We start from the raw sequence: 16,535 nt of genomic DNA on the forward strand, positions 1-16,535 counted from the left end.
CTCCGCCCTCTTCAGGTGCGTCAGCCTAAGCCGCGCGATTGACGATCTTAAGCGTCGCCGCCTGCGTTTCCGCTGGTTCCAGCGTTGACGTTGTTGAGGTCGTACTTCTCAAACGCCTGGCGTGCCAAGTTCGCGTCGATCTCGCCGCGGCGACCCAGCATCTGCAAGGTCTTGACCACCATCGAGTGAGCGTCGATCTTGTAGTAACGGCGAGCCGCTGCACGGGTGTCAGAGAAGCCGAAGTCGTCGGCACCCAAGGTGGCCCACTCGTTCGGAACAAACTGACGAACCGAGTCAGGAAGCGCGGTCACGTAGTCGGTGGAAGCCACGATCGGTCCCGTAGCGCCAGCAAGCTGCTGAGCGATGAACGGAACGCGAGCCTCAGCACCGGGGTTGCTGAATGCTTCCATCTCTGCGGCTACACCATCGCGGCGAAGCTCGGTCCAGCTCGTGACGGACCAAACGTCAGCGGAGACACCCCACTCTTCGGCGAGGATCTGTTGTGCTTCGAGAGCCCATGGAACAGAAACGCCGGATGCAAGGAGCTGTGCGCGTGGGCCATCGATCTTGGCAGGAGCCAAGAGGTAGATGCCCTTGAGCAAGCCGTTGACGTCCAAATCTTCTGGCTCAGCAGGCTGAATGATTGGCTCGTTGTAGACGGTGATGTAGTAGATCACGTTTGGATCTTCATGCTGTCCGCCGTACATGCGCTCGAGACCATCACGCATGATGTGACCGATTTCGTAACCGTAGGCAGGGTCGTACGTCACTACAGCCGGGTTGGTGAGCGCCAAAAGTGGCGAGTGACCGTCTGCGTGCTGCAGACCTTCACCCGTCAACGTGGTGCGGCCAGCGGTAGCGCCGATCATGAAGCCACGGGTCATCTGATCGCCAGCTGCCCAGATCGAGTCACCCGTGCGCTGGAAACCGAACATCGAGTAGAAGATGTAGATCGGGATCAGCGGTTCGCCGTGCGTCGAGTAGCTAGAACCGGCGGCAATGAATGCAGCCATGGAACCGGCTTCGTTGATGCCGGCGTGCACAATCTGACCCTGAGGGGATTCCTTGTACGCGAGCACGAGCTCACGGTCCACCGAGGTGTAGTTCTGACCCTTCGGGTTGTAGATCTTCGAGGTCGGGAAGAAGGAGTCCATACCGAAGGTACGAGCCTCATCCGGGATGATCGGCACAACGCGCCTGCCGAATTCCTTGTCACGCATGAGGTCCTTGAGCAAACGCACAAATGCCATGGTGGTGGCAGCCTGCTGCTTGCCGGAACCGCGCTTGGCCACGGCGTATGCCTTGTCATCAGGCAACGCGAGCTTGGTGTGGCGGGAGCGACGCTCAGGAACGAAACCGCCCAAAGCGTGGCGACGCGTCATCATGTACTGGATCTCTGGAGCGTCCATCCCTGGGTGGTAGTAAGGAGGAAGGTAAGGATCCTTCTCGAGCTGCTCATCGGTGATCGGGATACGCAAGTGATCGCGGAACTGCTTGAGGTCATTCAGCGTGAGCTTCTTCATCTGGTGGGTCGCGTTGCGGCCCTCGAAGTGCGTGCCCAAGCCGTAGCCCTTGACGGTGTGCGCCAAGATGACGGTTGGCTGGCCCTTGTGCTCAACGGCCTGCTTGTAGGCGGAGTACACCTTGAAGTAGTCGTGGCCACCGCGCTTGAGGTTCCAGATCTCTTCGTCGGTCATGTCCGCAACCATTTCCTTGGTCTTTGGATTCTTGCCGAAGAAGTGCTCGCGAACGAACGCGCCAGACTCTGCCTTGTAGGTCTGGTAGTCGCCATCCGGGGTCTGGTTCATGATGTCAACGAGTGCGCCGTCTTCATCCTTTTCGAGCAGGGCATCCCACTCGCGTCCCCAAACAACCTTGATGACGTTCCAGCCGGCACCACGGAAGAAGGCTTCAAGTTCCTGCATGATCTTGCCGTTGCCGCGAACCGGGCCGTCGAGGCGCTGCAGGTTGCAGTTGATGACAAAGTTCAGGTTGTCGAGCTTCTCGTTGGCAGCAAGCTGCAACAAGCCGCGCGATTCTGGCTCGTCCATTTCGCCGTCGCCCAAGAAAGCCCAGACGTTCTGGTCAGAGGTGTCCTTGATGCCGCGGTTGTGCAGGTAGCGGTTGGACTGTGCTTGGTAGATCGCATCCATTGGGCCAAGACCCATGGACACGGTTGGGAATTGCCAGAAATCTGGCATGGAGCGTGGGTGCGGATAGGACGGCATGCCGTTCTTCTTGGACTTTTCCTGACGGAATGCGTCGAGGTCGTCCTCGCTCAAGCGTCCTTCGAGGAAGGCACGAGCGTACATACCTGGGGAAGCGTGTCCCTGGAAGAAGATCTGGTCGCCGCCGCCTGGGTGATCCTGGCCGCGGAAGAAGTGGTTGAAGCCCACTTCGTAAAGGGTGGCCGCACCGGCGTACGTGGAGATGTGTCCACCGACGGAGATTTCGGGGCGCTGTGCACGGTGCACCATGACAGCTGCGTTCCAACGAATGAATGCGCGGTAACGGCGCTCAAACTGTTCGTTGCCCGGGAAGTGTGGTTCCTGGTCTACCGGAATCGTGTTCACGTAGTCGGTGGTCGTCACCATCGGGACGCCAACACTCTTTGCGCCTGCACGCTGGAGAAGTGAGCGGATGATGTATTGAGCACGCTCAGTGCCCTGAGTTTCGACGAGATCGTCGAATGATTCAACCCACTCTGACGTTTCTTCCGGATCCACGTCCTTGAACTGGGACGTCAATCCACTGCGGATGTCAGAGATATGTGGTTCTTCGTTGGCCACGCTGAATTCTCCTTGGTACGGGTAGTCGTGGAGGACACTTCTTCACAACCGATGGGCGCAAAGATACGTTGGTTTCCTACTCTAGTCTCACGCAGGATTGTTCACAGAGGAAATAGTCCTCTCTAGAGTGAATTACGACACGCATCATTACCTGAAGTTGTGCTCTATGACCGCGTTTCGCTTGATAAGGGACGAAAATGGGTATTGGCTTGTTACGAATACTCACGAGTGTTAAGGAGATGTTGTGGGCGACGCCGAGAGCGCGCAGGTAAACGTTGCGTCAAAGATGGGGTTTAAATCGGGCGACATAGTGCAGGAACTGGGCTATGACGACGACATTGATTTTGATTTGCGCGACGATCTTGAGGACATCATCGATTCGGAGCTACTGACCGAGGAAGACCATGACGTCGCAGACGCCGTCATCCTCTGGTGGCGCGCCGAGGACGGCGATCTAGTGGATGGGCTGGTTGACTCGCAGACCACGCTAGATGAGGGGGGACCCATCTGGTTGTTGACCCCGAAAGCTGGCCGCGCCGGACACGTGTCCCCGGCGGATATTCAGGAAGCTGCGCCTACCGCGGGCCTGCACGTCACCAAAACCGAAGGCGTGTCGTCTGAGTGGGCAGCCACGCGACTCGTAGCGCGCCGTAAGAATTAGCTGGAAACGAAAAAGGAGCCACCGAAGTGGCCCCTCATATCGTGGGTCCTACCGGGATCGAACCGATGACATCCACGGTGTAAACGTGGCGCTCTACCAGCTGAGCTAAAGACCCATCTTGTTGGCTTCATCAGCGCAACGAGTAATTACTATACATAACAATTAAGGAAAATTGCGAATGCTTGCAAACATCGGTGTCACGGGCCTTGCCGTGATGGGGGCCAACTTGGCTCGAAACTTCGCGCGAAATGGCTACACCGTTGCGATCCACAACCGTTCCGTGGAGAAGACCGACGCACTGCTTGAAGCACATGGCGAAGAGGGCAATTTTGTCCGCACCGAGTCCCTAGAAGAGCTAGTTAACAGCCTTGAGAAGCCTCGCCGCGTCCTCATTATGGTGAAAGCTGGCGCCCCGGTCGACTCCGTGATTGAGCAATTGGTGCCACTTTTGGACGAGGGTGACATCGTCATCGATGCAGGAAATTCGCACTTTGATGACACGCGTCGACGTGAGGCATCTCTCGCAGAAAAAGGTCTCCACTTTGTCGGTGTCGGCGTGTCGGGCGGCGAAGAGGGCGCATTGTTGGGCCCTTCGATCATGCCGGGCGGCTCTCGCGAGTCTTACGACGCGCTGGGCCCCATGCTGGAGAAGATTTCCGCTAAGTACGACGGCGAAGCGTGCTGCCGCTGGATCGGCACGGACGGCGCCGGCCATTTCGTCAAGATGGTTCACAATGGCATCGAATACGCGGACATGCAGGTCATCGGTGAAGCCTTTGATCTCTTGCGACACGCCGCAGGCATTGAGCCAGCTGAACAAGCTGCCATCTTTGCTGACTGGAACAAGACCGAGCTTTCTTCTTACTTGATCGAAATCACGGCAGAAGTTCTCGCGCAGGTGGATGCGAAGACCGAAAAGCCACTCGTCGATGTCATCGTTGACTCCGCAGGACAGAAGGGCACGGGCCGCTGGACCGTTATTTCGGCACTCGAACTCGGCTCGCCGGTTTCCGGCATTGCTGAATCGGTCTTTGCGCGCGGATTGTCCTCGCAGCGCGAACAGCGGGCCGTGGCACAGACTGCTCTTTCTGCAGGCGTGGAAGAGATTCGCGACTTGCCAGCAGACTTCGTCGAGGACGTTCGCCAGGCTCTGTTCGCCTCGAAGCTCGTGAGCTACGCGCAGGGCTTGGACATGCTTAGCTCCGCTGCAGGCCACTACAACTGGGACCTCAAGCTGGACGAGATTGCATCGCTCTGGCGCGCAGGCTGCATCATTCGTGCTCGTCTCTTGGACGAGATCATGAAGGCCTACGCCGATGGAGAAGCTCCCAAGAACTTGCTCTTCGCCCCAACGTTCTCCCGTGTCATCGCTGACGCTGTGCCAGCATGGCGTCGCGTCGTATCCACCGCGGTACGCCTCGGTATCCCGGTACCGGTGTTTGCGTCATCGTTGTCTTACTACGACGGTTTGCGCCGCGACCGCTTGCCGGCAGCGCTCACGCAGGGACTGCGCGACTACTTCGGCGCGCACACCTACCAGCGTGTGGACCAAGAGGGTACGTTCCACACGTTGTGGAGCGGAGATAAGAGCGAGATCGAAGCAGTAGACACGCACTAATCAGCGCACAAAAAGGCCGCGTGCCGAAGTCACTCAAGACTTCAGCACGCGGCCTTTTTATATAAGAACTTAGATCCACATAGCCGGATCGATGTACTCGGCTGGGTCAACGGCAGGCTTGTGCTCGTTGGCCAAACGTGGACGGTTCGTCGCCGGAATTCCGGTGATGATGGAGTTCGCAGGGGAGTCCTTCACCACCACAGCGTTGGCGCCCACGGCCGAGTCCGCGCCGATGGTGATCGGCCCCAGAATCTTGGCGCCGGCACCAACCACCACGCGGTCTTCAAGCGTCGGGTGACGTTTGGTCTTGGCTAGCGAGCGGCCGCCGAGGGTCACACCGTGATACAGCATCACATCGTCACCAATTTCGGCGGTTTCACCGATCACCACACCCATGCCGTGGTCGATGAAGAATCGCTTACCAATGGTGGCTCCAGGGTGGATCTCAATGCCCGTGAGGAATCGCGCAAACTGCGAGATCAAACGGGCTGGAAACTTGAGCTCTTCCTTTTGCCACATGGCGTGGGTCAAGCGGTGCGCCCAAATGGCGTGGAGGCCGGAGTAAGAGAGAAAGTTCTCGAGATCGCCTCGAGCGGCGGGATCATGCGCCCGTGCCGCTTCGAGGTCCTCTTTAATGCGTGAAATGAAGGACATTATTTCCTTGTAAAAGGTAGATTAGCCGCGGATGTCGTCGTACAAGACGGTGGAAATGTAGCGCTCACCGAAGTCAGGAACTACAGCCACAATGAGCTTGTCGCGGTTTTCTTCGCGCTTGGCAACCTCGAGGGCGGCCCAGACGGCTGCTCCGGAGGAGATGCCGCCGAGGATACCTTCAAGAACGCCCATGCGACGAGCCGTTGCAACAGCCTCTTCAAGAGGTGCATCCATGACTTCGTCGTAGACGTTCTGATCAAGGATTTCTGGGATGAAGTTTGCGCCCAAGCCCTGGATCTTGTGAGGACCTGGCTTGCCGCCGCTCAAGATGGGGGAGTCCTTAGGCTCAACAGCAACAACCTTGACGCTTGGCTTGAGCTCCTTGAGCAAGTTGCCAACGCCGGTGATGGTTCCGCCCGTGCCGATGCCGGCAACGAAGATGTCTACCTCGCCGTCCGTGTCATCCCAGATTTCCTGGCCCGTGGTGGCGCGGTGAATCGCAGCGTTTGCTTCGTTGGCGAACTGACGTGCCCAAATGGCGTTGTCGGTGCTGGCCACGATTTCCTTGGCGCGCTCAACGGCACCACGCATTCCATCGGCACCTGGCGTCAAAACAATTTCGGCACCAAAAGCACGCAACATCACGCGACGTTCGGTGGACATGGTTTCTGGCATGGTCAAGATGACCTTGTAACCGCGAGCCGCGCCAACCATCGCCAAAGCGATGCCCGTGTTGCCGGAGGTGCCTTCAACAATGGTTCCGCCTGGCTTGAGTTCGCCAGCCTTTTCAGCGGCGTCAACGATGGCCACGCCGATGCGGTCCTTGACGGAGTTAGCTGGGTTGTAGAACTCGAGCTTGACGGCAACGTTGCCCGGGAGACCCTCGGCAATTCGGTTCAGGCGCACCAACGGAGTGCGGCCAACAACTTCAGCGATGTTGTTGTAAATATTGCCCATGCGGACATCCTCCAATGTTCTTTGGAAACTAACTACTTTGGAAAACTTCGTGGAGAGCAGCGATGCGTACTGGTGACGCAGCATCGTGGGAACGTCTCATTATCACTAGCCTATCTATGCACTGGCATTTGAGCGCTAGATCAAGCCACGGAATGTAACGTCCGATTATTGGGCGGTGGCCGGTTCCGTGATCCACGGAGAGAATTTCTGACGCGCCTTGGCGAGCTTCGGGTCAATGATGACCTGGCAGTAGCCTTCGCCCGGCTGCCGTGCGTAGAAGTTCTGGTGCACGTTCTCTGCAATGTAGAACGGTCCTACAGGCTCAATGGTGGTGACGATCGGGTCAGCCCACAGCTCGGAAACGCGCTCAATGGCGCTTTCAAAGTCAGCCTTCTGGCCGTCGTTCAGCGGGAACATCGCGGAACGGTACTGAGTTCCAATGTCGTATCCCTGACGGTTCAAAGTGGTGGGGTTGTGCATCGTGAAGAACATGTCCAAGATGACGTCGCCTGGAATCACGGACGGGTCAAAGCTCACGGCGACGGCTTCAGCGTGTCCGGTAGTTCCGGAGCATACAGACCGGTAGTCAGGATTATCGAGGTGACCGCCCGTGTAGCCGGAGACCACTTCAGCTACGCCGCGCACCTTTTGGTACAAAGCGTCAAGACACCAGAAGCAGCCACCTGCCAGAACATAGGTCTCGAGGTGTTCGGTTGATGTTGATTCGTCAATAGGCACGTCTATTACAAGTTAAAGTCGCGCCAAAAGATTCCTGAGATCCTCGACTACGTTAGACGTATGACTTCCCAGGCACCTTCAACTCCCACGCTGCGCCAGATTATGGATGGCATTGAACAGCTGTGGCCAGCGTCTTTGGCTGAGACATGGGACGCGGTGGGACTCGTTGCCGGACGGCCGGAACAACCCATCAATCGGATCATTTGGGTGGTGGATCCAACCCTCGAGGTAGTTGAGGATGCCATCGAGCGTGGAGCGGATCTGATCATTGCCCACCATCCGTTGATGCTGAAGCCTGTCAATGGCGTTTCGGCGCTGACTTCCAAGGGACGCGTGGTGCACCGACTGATCGAGAGCCAGTGCGCGCTCTTGACTGCCCACACGAACGGCGATTCGGCAGTGGGCGGCGTGAGCGATGTGCTTGCGGACATTCTTGGGCTCGTGGATTGTGAGCCGTTGACTCGCGCGGCGAATGGGCTTCCCGAAGAGGGGATTGGTCGTGTGGGACGGCTAGAGAGTACGACGACGCTGGGCGACTTCGCGGGCAAGGTTTACGGAATACTGCCGAAAGTTGCCGGTGGCGTGCGGGTTTCCGGGCCGCGGGACGCGATGGTGAGCCGTGTGGCAATCTGCGGTGGCGCGGGGGATTCGCTGTTTGATGCGGTGCGTGCAGCCAACGCGGATGTTTACGTCACTGCAGACTTGCGCCACCACCCAGCACTCGAAGCCAAAGAGGCGACGCTTGATGGCCGCCCCTACCTCGTGGACGTCTCCCACTTCGCGAGCGAATGGATGTGGCTGCCGGCGGCAGCGCAGTCCTTGATCAATTTTGCAGAAGACTCCGGCTGGGAAGTGGACATCCTGGTCAGCAGCGTGAATTCAGATCCTTGGGACTTCTGCCTCAACGGCTGATACTCAGTTGCCTTTGCCGAGATGAGCCCGGAAATTGACCCTCTCTTTCTGAGTCAAACGAGGCTATGGTTGGAGAAGGTTCTTGCATAGGAGGCATCATGGCCAAGGCACCAGTTGAAGACCAATTTAGGCTTCTCGAGCTGCAGCAGCTAGACAACGTTCTCGATGTAGCAAAGCGGACCTTTGAACAGACCCTCAAGCATCCGGACTTGGCCGCCGCTCGCGAAAAGTTGAGCGAAGCGAAAACTGTTTTGGACGCCGCTCGCGCGAAAGTTGCCGAAGAAGCACAAGCGGAAAAGGATCTGGAACATGAGATCGAGACCATCCAAGCTCGCATCAACAAGGATCAGACTGCTCTAGACCAAGGCAACGGTTCTGCATCGACGCTGACCAACTTGCAGCACGAAATCGAGACCCTGCGCGCCAAGAAGGCGGACTTGGAAAGCTCCGAGCTGGAGATCATGGATTCCTCAGAGAAGCATCACGAGGAACTGAAGAAGGCGGAAAAGCATTTCGCGGACGCGGAAAAAGATCTCAAACTCACGGAAGACAACTTGAGGATTACGTTGTCAGAAGTCCAAGAGCGTGGTCGGCATGCTCAAGAAGAACGCAAGCGACTCGCTGACACCATCGACTCCGGCTTGTTGACCATCTATGACAAGATCCGTGCTCGGAACATGGGCTTGGGCGCAGCGCGACTCTTCCAAGGCGTTTCCGAAGGCAGCAATGTGCGATTGCCACCGGGAGATCTGGCCGAAATCGCGAAAGCCGCGCCGGACGACGTCGTTCTCTGCCCAGATTCGGGCGTTATCTTGGTGCGATCTGAAGACTGGGAGTAATCCCTAGCTACTCGGCGGCCGGAAGCACAATGTGAATCTTGTGCTCGGCTTTTGCCGTGGCAGGTTCCAACGTGGAGTCTGGCCACACGGTCTTCACGAGCGCCAACAGTTCCTTCGGCGTGGTGGGCTCCTTGCGACGCGACGTTGCTAATTCCCGGACCAATTCACCGCGCGTGAGCTTGGCGGCGTGCGTGATGACCTTGAGCTTTCCGTCATGCCACTGCTTCACGCCGATGCTCACTGTTTGCTCGAGGGGCGCTTTCCACGCTGCCGCGTAAGAACTCGAGCGGCAGTCAATGATGAGCTGTCCTACGGCCCGGCGATCCATCGATTCCTTCATCTCCGAGCGCCAGTAGCTCGAGAGATTTTCGATGCGTCCCAATTTCGTCCCCATGGACAGGCGATACGCCGGGATACGGTCGCCGAAACCCACGGCTCCCCACAGCGCAGAAACTACGACGACGCTGCTCACCACTCGCTGTTTAGCTTTCGGACCCAGCGAACTCATGCTGAGCGCGTCGTAGAGAACGCCGTTGTAGATCTCATATGCTGGCGCCGCGGACGCTTCATGCAGCTCAAGATTGCGCCGAACCTCTTCTTCGAGCGACGCTCCCACACCCAAGAGTTTGAGTGCTTCCGGGTGCCGCGAAATCTCTTGAAGTTCTTCAAGGACGCGATGCCTGGCGGCGGAAAGCTCTGGAAATGAGAGCTCGTTCATTTCAAACGCTTGGCCAGTAGTGGCGACTTTCTTGGTCTCAGAAGGAGGAAGCAGGATCAGCACTGAGCCAGCTTAGTAGTTGACTAACGTAAACTAGGTGGTCGGATGGGTTGAGTGGACGGTCGCGTGTCGTAAATAACGACCCGAGGAACGTCCGGGCTCCACAGGACAGGGTGGTGGGTAACGCCCACTCGAGGTAACTCGCAGGAAAGTGCCACAGAAAACAAACCGCCGTTTCGGTAAGGGTGAAAAGGTGGTGTAAGAGACCACCAGCAGTTTGGGTGACCAGATTGGCTAGGTAAACCCCACTTGGAGCAAGGTCAAAAAGGCTGCGTTTGAGGGCTGTCCGCCCGAGCAACCAGGTAGACCGCTCGAGGTTGTCGGTAACGGCAATCCTAGATGGATGATCGTCACGGCTTCGGCCGAACAGAACCCGGCGTACAGCTCAACCCATCCATTCACCGGCGAGCCGCATCAAGGCGCCATGTTGTCATCATGTGAGCAAGAACTCACCTGATTCTTCAAAAAGCAGCGACTTCTTCTGAATGTATTTATCGCCTACGCCACTGGGTTGCCTATGATAAACGTGGGCTGTCAACCGAAACCCATCGGCTTGACCCCACCGTATGTGCAATGGTGCTTTCACGGTGCCAACCGGGAGATCCCGGCTGAAATGGAAGGATTGCCAATGACCGAGCAGTCTGCTGCCGCCCTCGCTGAGTGGAGCGGTCGCGAACAAAGCGCTGAAGAGATGATTCCGGTAATCGGCCGTCTTTACCGCAATAACAACGTCGTGTCGTCGCTTTACGGCCGCAAGCTCATCAACAAGTCCGCCGTCGACATCTTGAAGGCCCACCGTGCGGCCCGTCGCGTAGACAACGTTGACTTGCCAATTGCTGACACCCTCGCGCTGCTCGAAGGCATCGAAAAGCTTGATGTTGGAGCTGCTTCTGTTGACTTGGCGCGCTTGAACCGCAAGTTCAAGGAATCCGGTCAGAGCGATCTCGACGCCTTCTTGAAGGAAGAGTTCGCAGATGTCGCTGGTAAGAAGGGCGCTCACGAGGCAGAGCCTGTTGACGTTGTGCTTTACGGCTTTGGTCGTATTGGCCGTCTGCTGGCCCGCATCCTCATCGAGCGCGGCGGCTATGGACTTCGCCTTCGCGCCGTCGTAGTTCGCAAGGGCTCTGAAGATGACCTCGTCAAGCGCGCTTCGTTGCTCCGCCGTGACTCCGTGCATGGTCCTTTCGAGGGCTCCATCACGGTTGACACCGAGAACAACACGATGCTTGCTAACGGCACGTTGATCCAGTTCATCTACTCGAATGATCCAACGTCCGTTGACTACACCGAGTACGGCATCAAGGACGCCATCGTCGTGGACAACACGGGTAAGTGGCGCGACGCAGAAGGACTTGGCCAGCACCTTCAGGCCAAGGGTGTTTCTCGCGTTCTCTTGACTGCTCCAGGTAAGGGCGACATCAAGAACATCGTTCACGGCGTCAACGACTCTGACATCACCGACGATGACAAGATCCTCTCCGCAGCATCTTGCACCACCAACGCCATCACTCCAGTTCTCAAGGTTTTGAACGATGAGTACGGTGTGAACCACGGACACGTGGAAACCGTTCACTCGTTCACGAACGACCAGAACTTGATCGACAACTTCCACAAGGGCACACGTCGCGGCCGCTCCGCAGCACTCAACATGGTGCTCACGGAAACCGGTGCTGCTAAGGCTGTCGCGAAGGCACTTCCTGAGTTCGCCGGCAAGCTCACGGGTAACGCTATTCGCGTACCAACCCCGGACGTTTCCATGGCAATCTTGAACCTCAACTTGGACAAGGACGTCACGAAGGAAGAGCTCAACGAGTACCTTCGCACCACGTCGTTGCAGAGCGAGCTTCACCGCCAGATCGACTACATCGATTCCCCAGAAGTTGTTTCCACTGATTTCGTGGGATCCCGCCGCGCAGGCATTGTTGATGGTCTCGCGACCATTGCCAGTGGCAAGAACGCTGTTGTCTACGTTTGGTACGACAACGAGTTCGGCTACTCCTGCCAGGTAGTTCGCGTCGTTGAGACGATGGCCGGCACTAACGCGCCGACCTTCCCGAAGGCGTAACTTCATCAGGTTCAGGTCTTAGACCTCTCAAAAGAGAACTCCTCACGTTGCTCAACTGAGCAGGGGAGGAGTTCTCTTTTTTGTTGTGGAAAGTTTTAGTGGCCGAAAGGATCCGGATCGACGCCAGGCATCCAGGTCTTGTTGGGGACGCCCCAGCCGAGATTCCGCTTGGCCTTGGCCCAGCGGCGGTTCCACGGGCTCACCAAGCGGTCAACGTAGAGCGTGCTGTTGAGGTGGTCGAACTCGTGCTGCATGATGCGAGCGAACCAGCCAGTTGCCTCGAAGTCCACAGGATTGCCGTTACCGTCAAAACCCTGCACGCGGGCGTATTCTGCACGCTTGAGGGGGAAGCCTAAGCCAGGGACGGACAAGCAGCCTTCTTCTTCCTCGTCAGGATCAGGAGCGGCGCCGGAAACCTTGGAAAGAGTCAGCACCGGGTTGACCACCACGCCACGCGGAGCCACGCCGTCTTCGTTCTCATACTCGTAAGTGAAGATGCGCAGGCCAACGCCGATCTGAGGCGCTGCCAGACCCACGCCGTGGGCGGCGTCCATGGTCTCGAACATGTCGGCAATCAAGGCACGCAGCTCGTCGTCGAATTGGGTGACTTCTTGAGCGCGAGTGTGCAAAACAGGCTCGCCGTAAATGGTGACGGGACGAATACTCATGGATAAATCCTAACTAAGAAGAATCCTTGATTCGGGGGTTATAGGCACGAATGTGTGTACAGATTAGGCTTGCTTGCCTTGTGGGAGTAGGCGTGTAGGGTCCTGCTTATGCTTTGAAAGCATATGGGGTGCCTGTTGCTTCTCATCGGCCACGTTGTGGTGTATGTGATTGTGTTCTGGTCAAGAACGGTAAGACCTCGGCTGGTCGTGCTCGGTGGCGGTGCAAGTCGTGTGGTGCTTCGCAGGTTCGTTCACGATCTGATGTCACTCGTAAGAGCGAACTGACTCAGTTCTTGACATGGATCCTGGGTACTCAGTCGCAGGCAGCCATGGCAGGTTCAGCGCGTGGTTTCCGGAAGCGTATTCAGTGGTGCTGGCGCGTTGAGGTTCCACCGCCTGTGCCCACCGGCGTAGTGCATCATCAGCTCATGCTTGATGGCACCTATTTCAACGGGTGGTGCGTGCTGATCGCCTATAACGGCAAGTACGTGGTGGATTGGCAATGGTGCGATCGAGAGAAAAAGATCGCCTGGCAAGTCCTACTCGAGCGGATCCCGGCACCGGCGGTGGCGATCATTGATGGTGGTACCGGGCTACGTGCCGCGTTGAAGGAAACGTGGCCGGAGTCGAAAGTTCAACGCTGCTATTTTCATGTGTTCCAGAACATCCGTCGCGAGCTCACCTTCCAGCCACGGCTACCAGCCGGTAAAGAACTCGCAGCCCTGACGAGGGTCTTGATGAAGGTCAGCACCCAAGACGAAGCCATTGCGTGGTTGCGTGAATACGCCGCGTGGGAGGCGAAATGGGACGAGTTCCTCAAGCACCGAACCAAAGCGAAAACCGGTCAGGAACGCCCCTCAAGCGTCTCGAGAAACAGTCACTGGTGGTACACGCATCAACGCTTACGCCGAGCCCGGAACGTGTATCGACGCCTCATCCAAGAACACTGCTTATTCACGTGGTTAGACACTGACCTGCAACCAGACACCGGCGAGAAAATTCACCGGACCACATCCCCGTTAGAAGGCGGACCGAACAAAGCGATCAAAGAGCTCTTACGGCTGCATCGAGGACTCCCCGAAGAGCACGCCAGAACCGCTGTGGACTGGCTCCTCGAATCCCTCACCGAACACCCCAGACAACCCTGGAGCCTCGTGAAACCAGAACACCTCAACCCGGCCCAACGGACCAAAAACGCATCAATGGAAAGCGATGAATCGCAAGCCCCAGAAACCTACAGCAACCACTTCAGCTGGGAAGACGGAAACGGCATCCAAACCGGCTGGGCCGGCAGAAACCAACCATGACACGCCGAAACCTGTACACACATTTGTGCCTATAACCCTGATTCGGAAGAGATTCCGGAAACACAAAAGGTGGGAGGCGACTGCCTCCCACCTTCATCGTGAGGGTGAGTAACGGGGGTTGAACCCGCGACCTCCTGGACCACAACCAGGCGCTCTGCCAACTGAGCTATACCCACCATGGCTCTCAAAGAGCCGTTGTCAACAGTAGATTTTTGATCATCCTCTGTCTGAGCAACAGAGAATATCTTACACAGTTTTTGCAGGAATTTCTAAACGAGACTCCGCTGGGCCTGAGATGTCCGTCACGAACGCAAGCTGCGGCGTCGTCGTCATCAGGAATTCGCGTCCTCACTGGGCACCATAATGGCGCCACGGTAGTACGCCAATTCGGCAATGGAATCCTGAATATCGCCGAGCGCGCGGTGACCGCCTGTCTTCTTCGGGGACGCAGCGTAAGCGGCCGGGTACCAGCGTCGAGCTAGTTCCTTGATGCTGGACACGTCCACGATTCGGTAGTGAAGGTGCTCCATGACTTCTGGCAAGTCCCGGGTCAAGAACAACTTGTCTTGGCCTACGGAGTTGCCGGCAAGCGGAGCAGTGCGAGGCTCCGGAACCCATTCCTTGATGTAATCGAGGACCTGGCGGGTAGCTTCCTCCATGCTGATGCCACCTTCGAGCTCCGTGATGAGACCGGAGGAGGTGTGCATGCTGCGGACGAAATCGTCCATGTTCTCGATCGCAACGGCGGACGGCTTGATCACCACGTCAACGCCCTCACCCATGACATTGAGCTCTGAATCGGTCACCAACACGGCAACCTCAATCAGGGCGTCCTCGACAGCGTCGAGTCCAGTCATTTCACAATCGATCCACACGAGCATTTCTGAAGAATTGGCCATATGGACAATTTACCGTGCCGGGGGAGTGCCGCGGCCTGAGGAGAAGTGGCCGGTGCTAGCATTTGTAAAGACTTTGTGGCGGTGAGGAGGCGGTTTGGGGACCAGCAATGGCGCAGTGGCTCGCCCGAAATTAGCAACCGCCGGTAGTTTGCGCTGGAACATTGTTGAAGGATTCATCGGCGCAGTCCTCATCTTGATCGGTTCTTGCGGAGTCGGCTGGCTCGCCATCGTTTCGCCGCTCAACCGTCAACCATGGCTCATTAACCTGCGCACCGAAACGTGGGGCGTGGCGCTGTCCACCATTCTGCTCACCCTTGGCTGTTGGGTACTTTTCCGTGCTTGGCTCCGTTTGCGGCAGCTGCTGAGCGGCTGGCCAGAAGGAAGCCTGAAAGCGGTCACTCTTGCGGGCGGCATCTGGACCATACCAATGCTGTTCTGCGTGCCGATCTTCAGCCGCGACGTCTTCGCCTATATCGGTCAGGGTCGCTTGGTGGCCTCCGGGCAAGATCCGTATGTGGACGGCATCTCGACGTTGTCCAACTGGTTCCAGCTCGGGGCCGACCCACGGTGGGCGCAGTCTGAAACTCCGTACGGACCGTTCTTCTTGTGGATCGAATACCTGGTAAATCAGGTGGCCGGTACCTCGCCGGATATTTCCGTCTTCCTGTACCGCCTAGTGGCGCTGCTTGGCGTGGTCCTCTTGGCAATCTACGTGCCGAAGCTCGCGGCCCTGCACGGCGTTGAAGGCGCCAAAGCTCAGTGGATTACGGTGGCGAATCCGTTCTTGCTGGTGAACTTCGTAGCGTCCGCCCACAACGACGCACTCATGGTGGGTCTGGCTGTCGCCGCAACGTACTACGCGGCGACGAAGCGCGGATTCCTCGGTGTGGTGCTGTTGACGGCCTCGATCGGCGTCAAGCTCATCACTATTGTGCTGTTGCCGTTTATTGGACTGTTGTGGGCCGGTGCAGGCGCTAGCTGGTGGAAGAAGTTCCGCTATTGGGCGTACACAGGCCTCATTGTCCTTGCCCTCATGACTCTCACCGGAATTTTGAACGGCTACGGTTTCGGCTGGCTCAAGGTCATGCTGATTACCGGAACTGGTTATACCGTCTTCGCCCCGTTGGGCATGTTGGTGATGTTCTTCGAAGGCGCGTTCAACGCTTTGGGGTTGGACTCGAGCGGTGTCCTTCCCACCATCAAGCTCATCGGCCGCCTCTCTTCAGTCCTCGTTGTGCTGTTCGTAATTTTCCGTGGCAAGCACTCTCACTTGGTGCAGCGCATGGGCATCGCTTTTGCGGCTCTCGTGGTGCTGTCTCCGGTGATTCAGCCGTGGTATTTGCTCTGGATTCTGCCGTTCTTCGCCGTGACCGGGATTCGCGACGACTGGCAAATGGTCTTCACCATCTTCACGAGCGCGTTCATGCTTGCCTACGGCGCGGCTGACCAGATTTTCGTCTGGCAGTTCTTGAGCGATTCCGAGTCCTGGATCAAGCACATGTCCACGCTGATTTCGTGGGCGGGGATGGCGTACCTCGCGTTCCTGGATCCGCATACCAAGCACATGTTCCGAGGGGTCTTGCCGCCGCTGCGCCGGCCTAAATCAGAGCGACCCACCACCATCATTTCGCGCGATCAGGATTCCTGAGA

Annotated in this window: 14 protein-coding genes, 2 tRNA genes and 1 other RNA gene; 8 read left to right on the top strand and 9 right to left on the bottom strand. The window is 57.4% G+C overall.

Features of this window, described 5'->3' with window-relative positions:
• Positions 1-47 precede the first annotated feature (47 nt).
• Complete coding sequence (aceE, locus tag BKA12_RS03270; RefSeq protein WP_183640618.1) at positions 48-2,789, bottom strand: pyruvate dehydrogenase (acetyl-transferring), homodimeric type; 2,742 nt, start codon at positions 2,787-2,789, stop codon at positions 48-50.
• 286 nt (positions 2,790-3,075) lie between these two features.
• On the opposite strand from aceE, the gene BKA12_RS03275 reads away from it, so the two are divergent.
• Entirely contained in the window at positions 3,076-3,450 is a 375-nt protein-coding gene (locus tag BKA12_RS03275) for a DUF3052 domain-containing protein (protein WP_221228172.1), read from the top strand.
• A gap of 42 nt (positions 3,451-3,492) precedes the next feature.
• Here BKA12_RS03275 and BKA12_RS03280 read toward each other — a convergent pair.
• A tRNA-Val gene (locus BKA12_RS03280) sits at positions 3,493-3,565 on the bottom strand.
• A gap of 63 nt (positions 3,566-3,628) precedes the next feature.
• Between BKA12_RS03280 and gndA the strand changes: the two genes are divergently transcribed.
• Complete coding sequence (gene gndA, locus BKA12_RS03285; RefSeq protein ID WP_183640621.1) at positions 3,629-5,068, top strand: NADP-dependent phosphogluconate dehydrogenase; 1,440 nt, start codon at positions 3,629-3,631, stop codon at positions 5,066-5,068.
• 69 nt (positions 5,069-5,137) lie between these two features.
• Here gndA and epsC read toward each other — a convergent pair whose 3' ends face one another.
• The 3 genes from epsC to msrA all read right to left on the bottom strand — a co-directional run bounded on the left by epsC (position 5,138) and on the right by msrA (position 7,417).
• Complete coding sequence (gene epsC / locus BKA12_RS03290) at positions 5,138-5,722, bottom strand: serine O-acetyltransferase EpsC (protein WP_183640623.1); 585 nt, start codon at positions 5,720-5,722, stop codon at positions 5,138-5,140.
• Between the two features lie 21 nt (positions 5,723-5,743).
• Entirely contained in the window at positions 5,744-6,679 is a 936-nt protein-coding gene (cysK, locus tag BKA12_RS03295; protein ID WP_183640624.1) for a cysteine synthase A, read from the bottom strand.
• 165 nt (positions 6,680-6,844) lie between these two features.
• Positions 6,845-7,417: a peptide-methionine (S)-S-oxide reductase MsrA gene (gene msrA, locus BKA12_RS03300; RefSeq protein WP_338087413.1), complete on the bottom strand. Its 573-nt coding sequence runs from the start codon at positions 7,415-7,417 to the stop codon at positions 6,845-6,847.
• Between the two features lie 60 nt (positions 7,418-7,477).
• Between msrA and BKA12_RS03305 the strand changes: the two genes are divergently transcribed.
• Positions 7,478-8,329 carry a Nif3-like dinuclear metal center hexameric protein gene (locus BKA12_RS03305; RefSeq protein ID WP_183640626.1) on the top strand — a complete coding sequence of 284 codons (852 nt, stop codon included), beginning with the start codon at positions 7,478-7,480 and terminating at the stop codon, positions 8,327-8,329.
• 98 nt (positions 8,330-8,427) lie between these two features.
• Positions 8,428-9,168, top strand: coding sequence for a zinc ribbon domain-containing protein (locus BKA12_RS03310; protein ID WP_183640628.1), 741 nt, complete (start codon positions 8,428-8,430; stop codon positions 9,166-9,168).
• Between the two features lie 7 nt (positions 9,169-9,175).
• Here the strand turns inward: BKA12_RS03310 and BKA12_RS03315 are convergent, their stop codons facing one another.
• On the bottom strand, positions 9,176-9,949 hold the full coding sequence (locus tag BKA12_RS03315; RefSeq protein ID WP_183640630.1) for a peroxide stress protein YaaA: 774 nt from the start codon (positions 9,947-9,949) through the stop codon (positions 9,176-9,178).
• Positions 9,950-9,992: 43 nt separating this feature from the next.
• On the opposite strand from BKA12_RS03315, the gene rnpB reads away from it, so the two are divergent.
• Together rnpB and BKA12_RS03325 are read left to right on the top strand one after the other, a co-directional pair.
• Positions 9,993-10,343, top strand: an RNA gene (gene rnpB, locus BKA12_RS03320) — RNase P RNA component class A.
• 231 nt (positions 10,344-10,574) lie between these two features.
• Positions 10,575-12,011: a glyceraldehyde-3-phosphate dehydrogenase gene (locus BKA12_RS03325; protein ID WP_183640631.1), complete on the top strand. Its 1,437-nt coding sequence runs from the start codon at positions 10,575-10,577 to the stop codon at positions 12,009-12,011.
• Positions 12,012-12,106: 95 nt separating this feature from the next.
• Here the strand turns inward: BKA12_RS03325 and def are convergent, their stop codons facing one another.
• Complete coding sequence (def, locus tag BKA12_RS03330; protein WP_183640633.1) at positions 12,107-12,679, bottom strand: peptide deformylase; 573 nt, start codon at positions 12,677-12,679, stop codon at positions 12,107-12,109.
• Between the two features lie 128 nt (positions 12,680-12,807).
• On the opposite strand from def, the gene BKA12_RS03335 reads away from it, so the two are divergent.
• Complete coding sequence (locus tag BKA12_RS03335; RefSeq protein WP_183639794.1) at positions 12,808-13,986, top strand: IS1249 family transposase; 1,179 nt, start codon at positions 12,808-12,810, stop codon at positions 13,984-13,986.
• 103 nt (positions 13,987-14,089) lie between these two features.
• On the opposite strand, the gene BKA12_RS03340 is transcribed toward BKA12_RS03335, so the two are convergent.
• Together BKA12_RS03340 and orn are read right to left on the bottom strand one after the other, a co-directional pair.
• Positions 14,090-14,162, bottom strand: a tRNA-His gene (locus BKA12_RS03340).
• Positions 14,163-14,318: 156 nt separating this feature from the next.
• Positions 14,319-14,885: an oligoribonuclease gene (gene orn / locus BKA12_RS03345; RefSeq protein ID WP_183640634.1), complete on the bottom strand. Its 567-nt coding sequence runs from the start codon at positions 14,883-14,885 to the stop codon at positions 14,319-14,321.
• Positions 14,886-14,979: 94 nt separating this feature from the next.
• Here orn and mptB point away from each other — a divergent pair, with 94 nt between their 5' ends.
• Positions 14,980-16,533: a polyprenol phosphomannose-dependent alpha 1,6 mannosyltransferase MptB gene (mptB, locus tag BKA12_RS03350; RefSeq protein WP_246361593.1), complete on the top strand. Its 1,554-nt coding sequence runs from the start codon at positions 14,980-14,982 to the stop codon at positions 16,531-16,533.
• Positions 16,534-16,535: the final 2 nt, after the last annotated feature.

This window comes from Neomicrococcus lactis (genome assembly GCF_014200305.1).
Lineage (GTDB): Bacteria > Actinomycetota > Actinomycetes > Actinomycetales > Micrococcaceae > Neomicrococcus > Neomicrococcus lactis.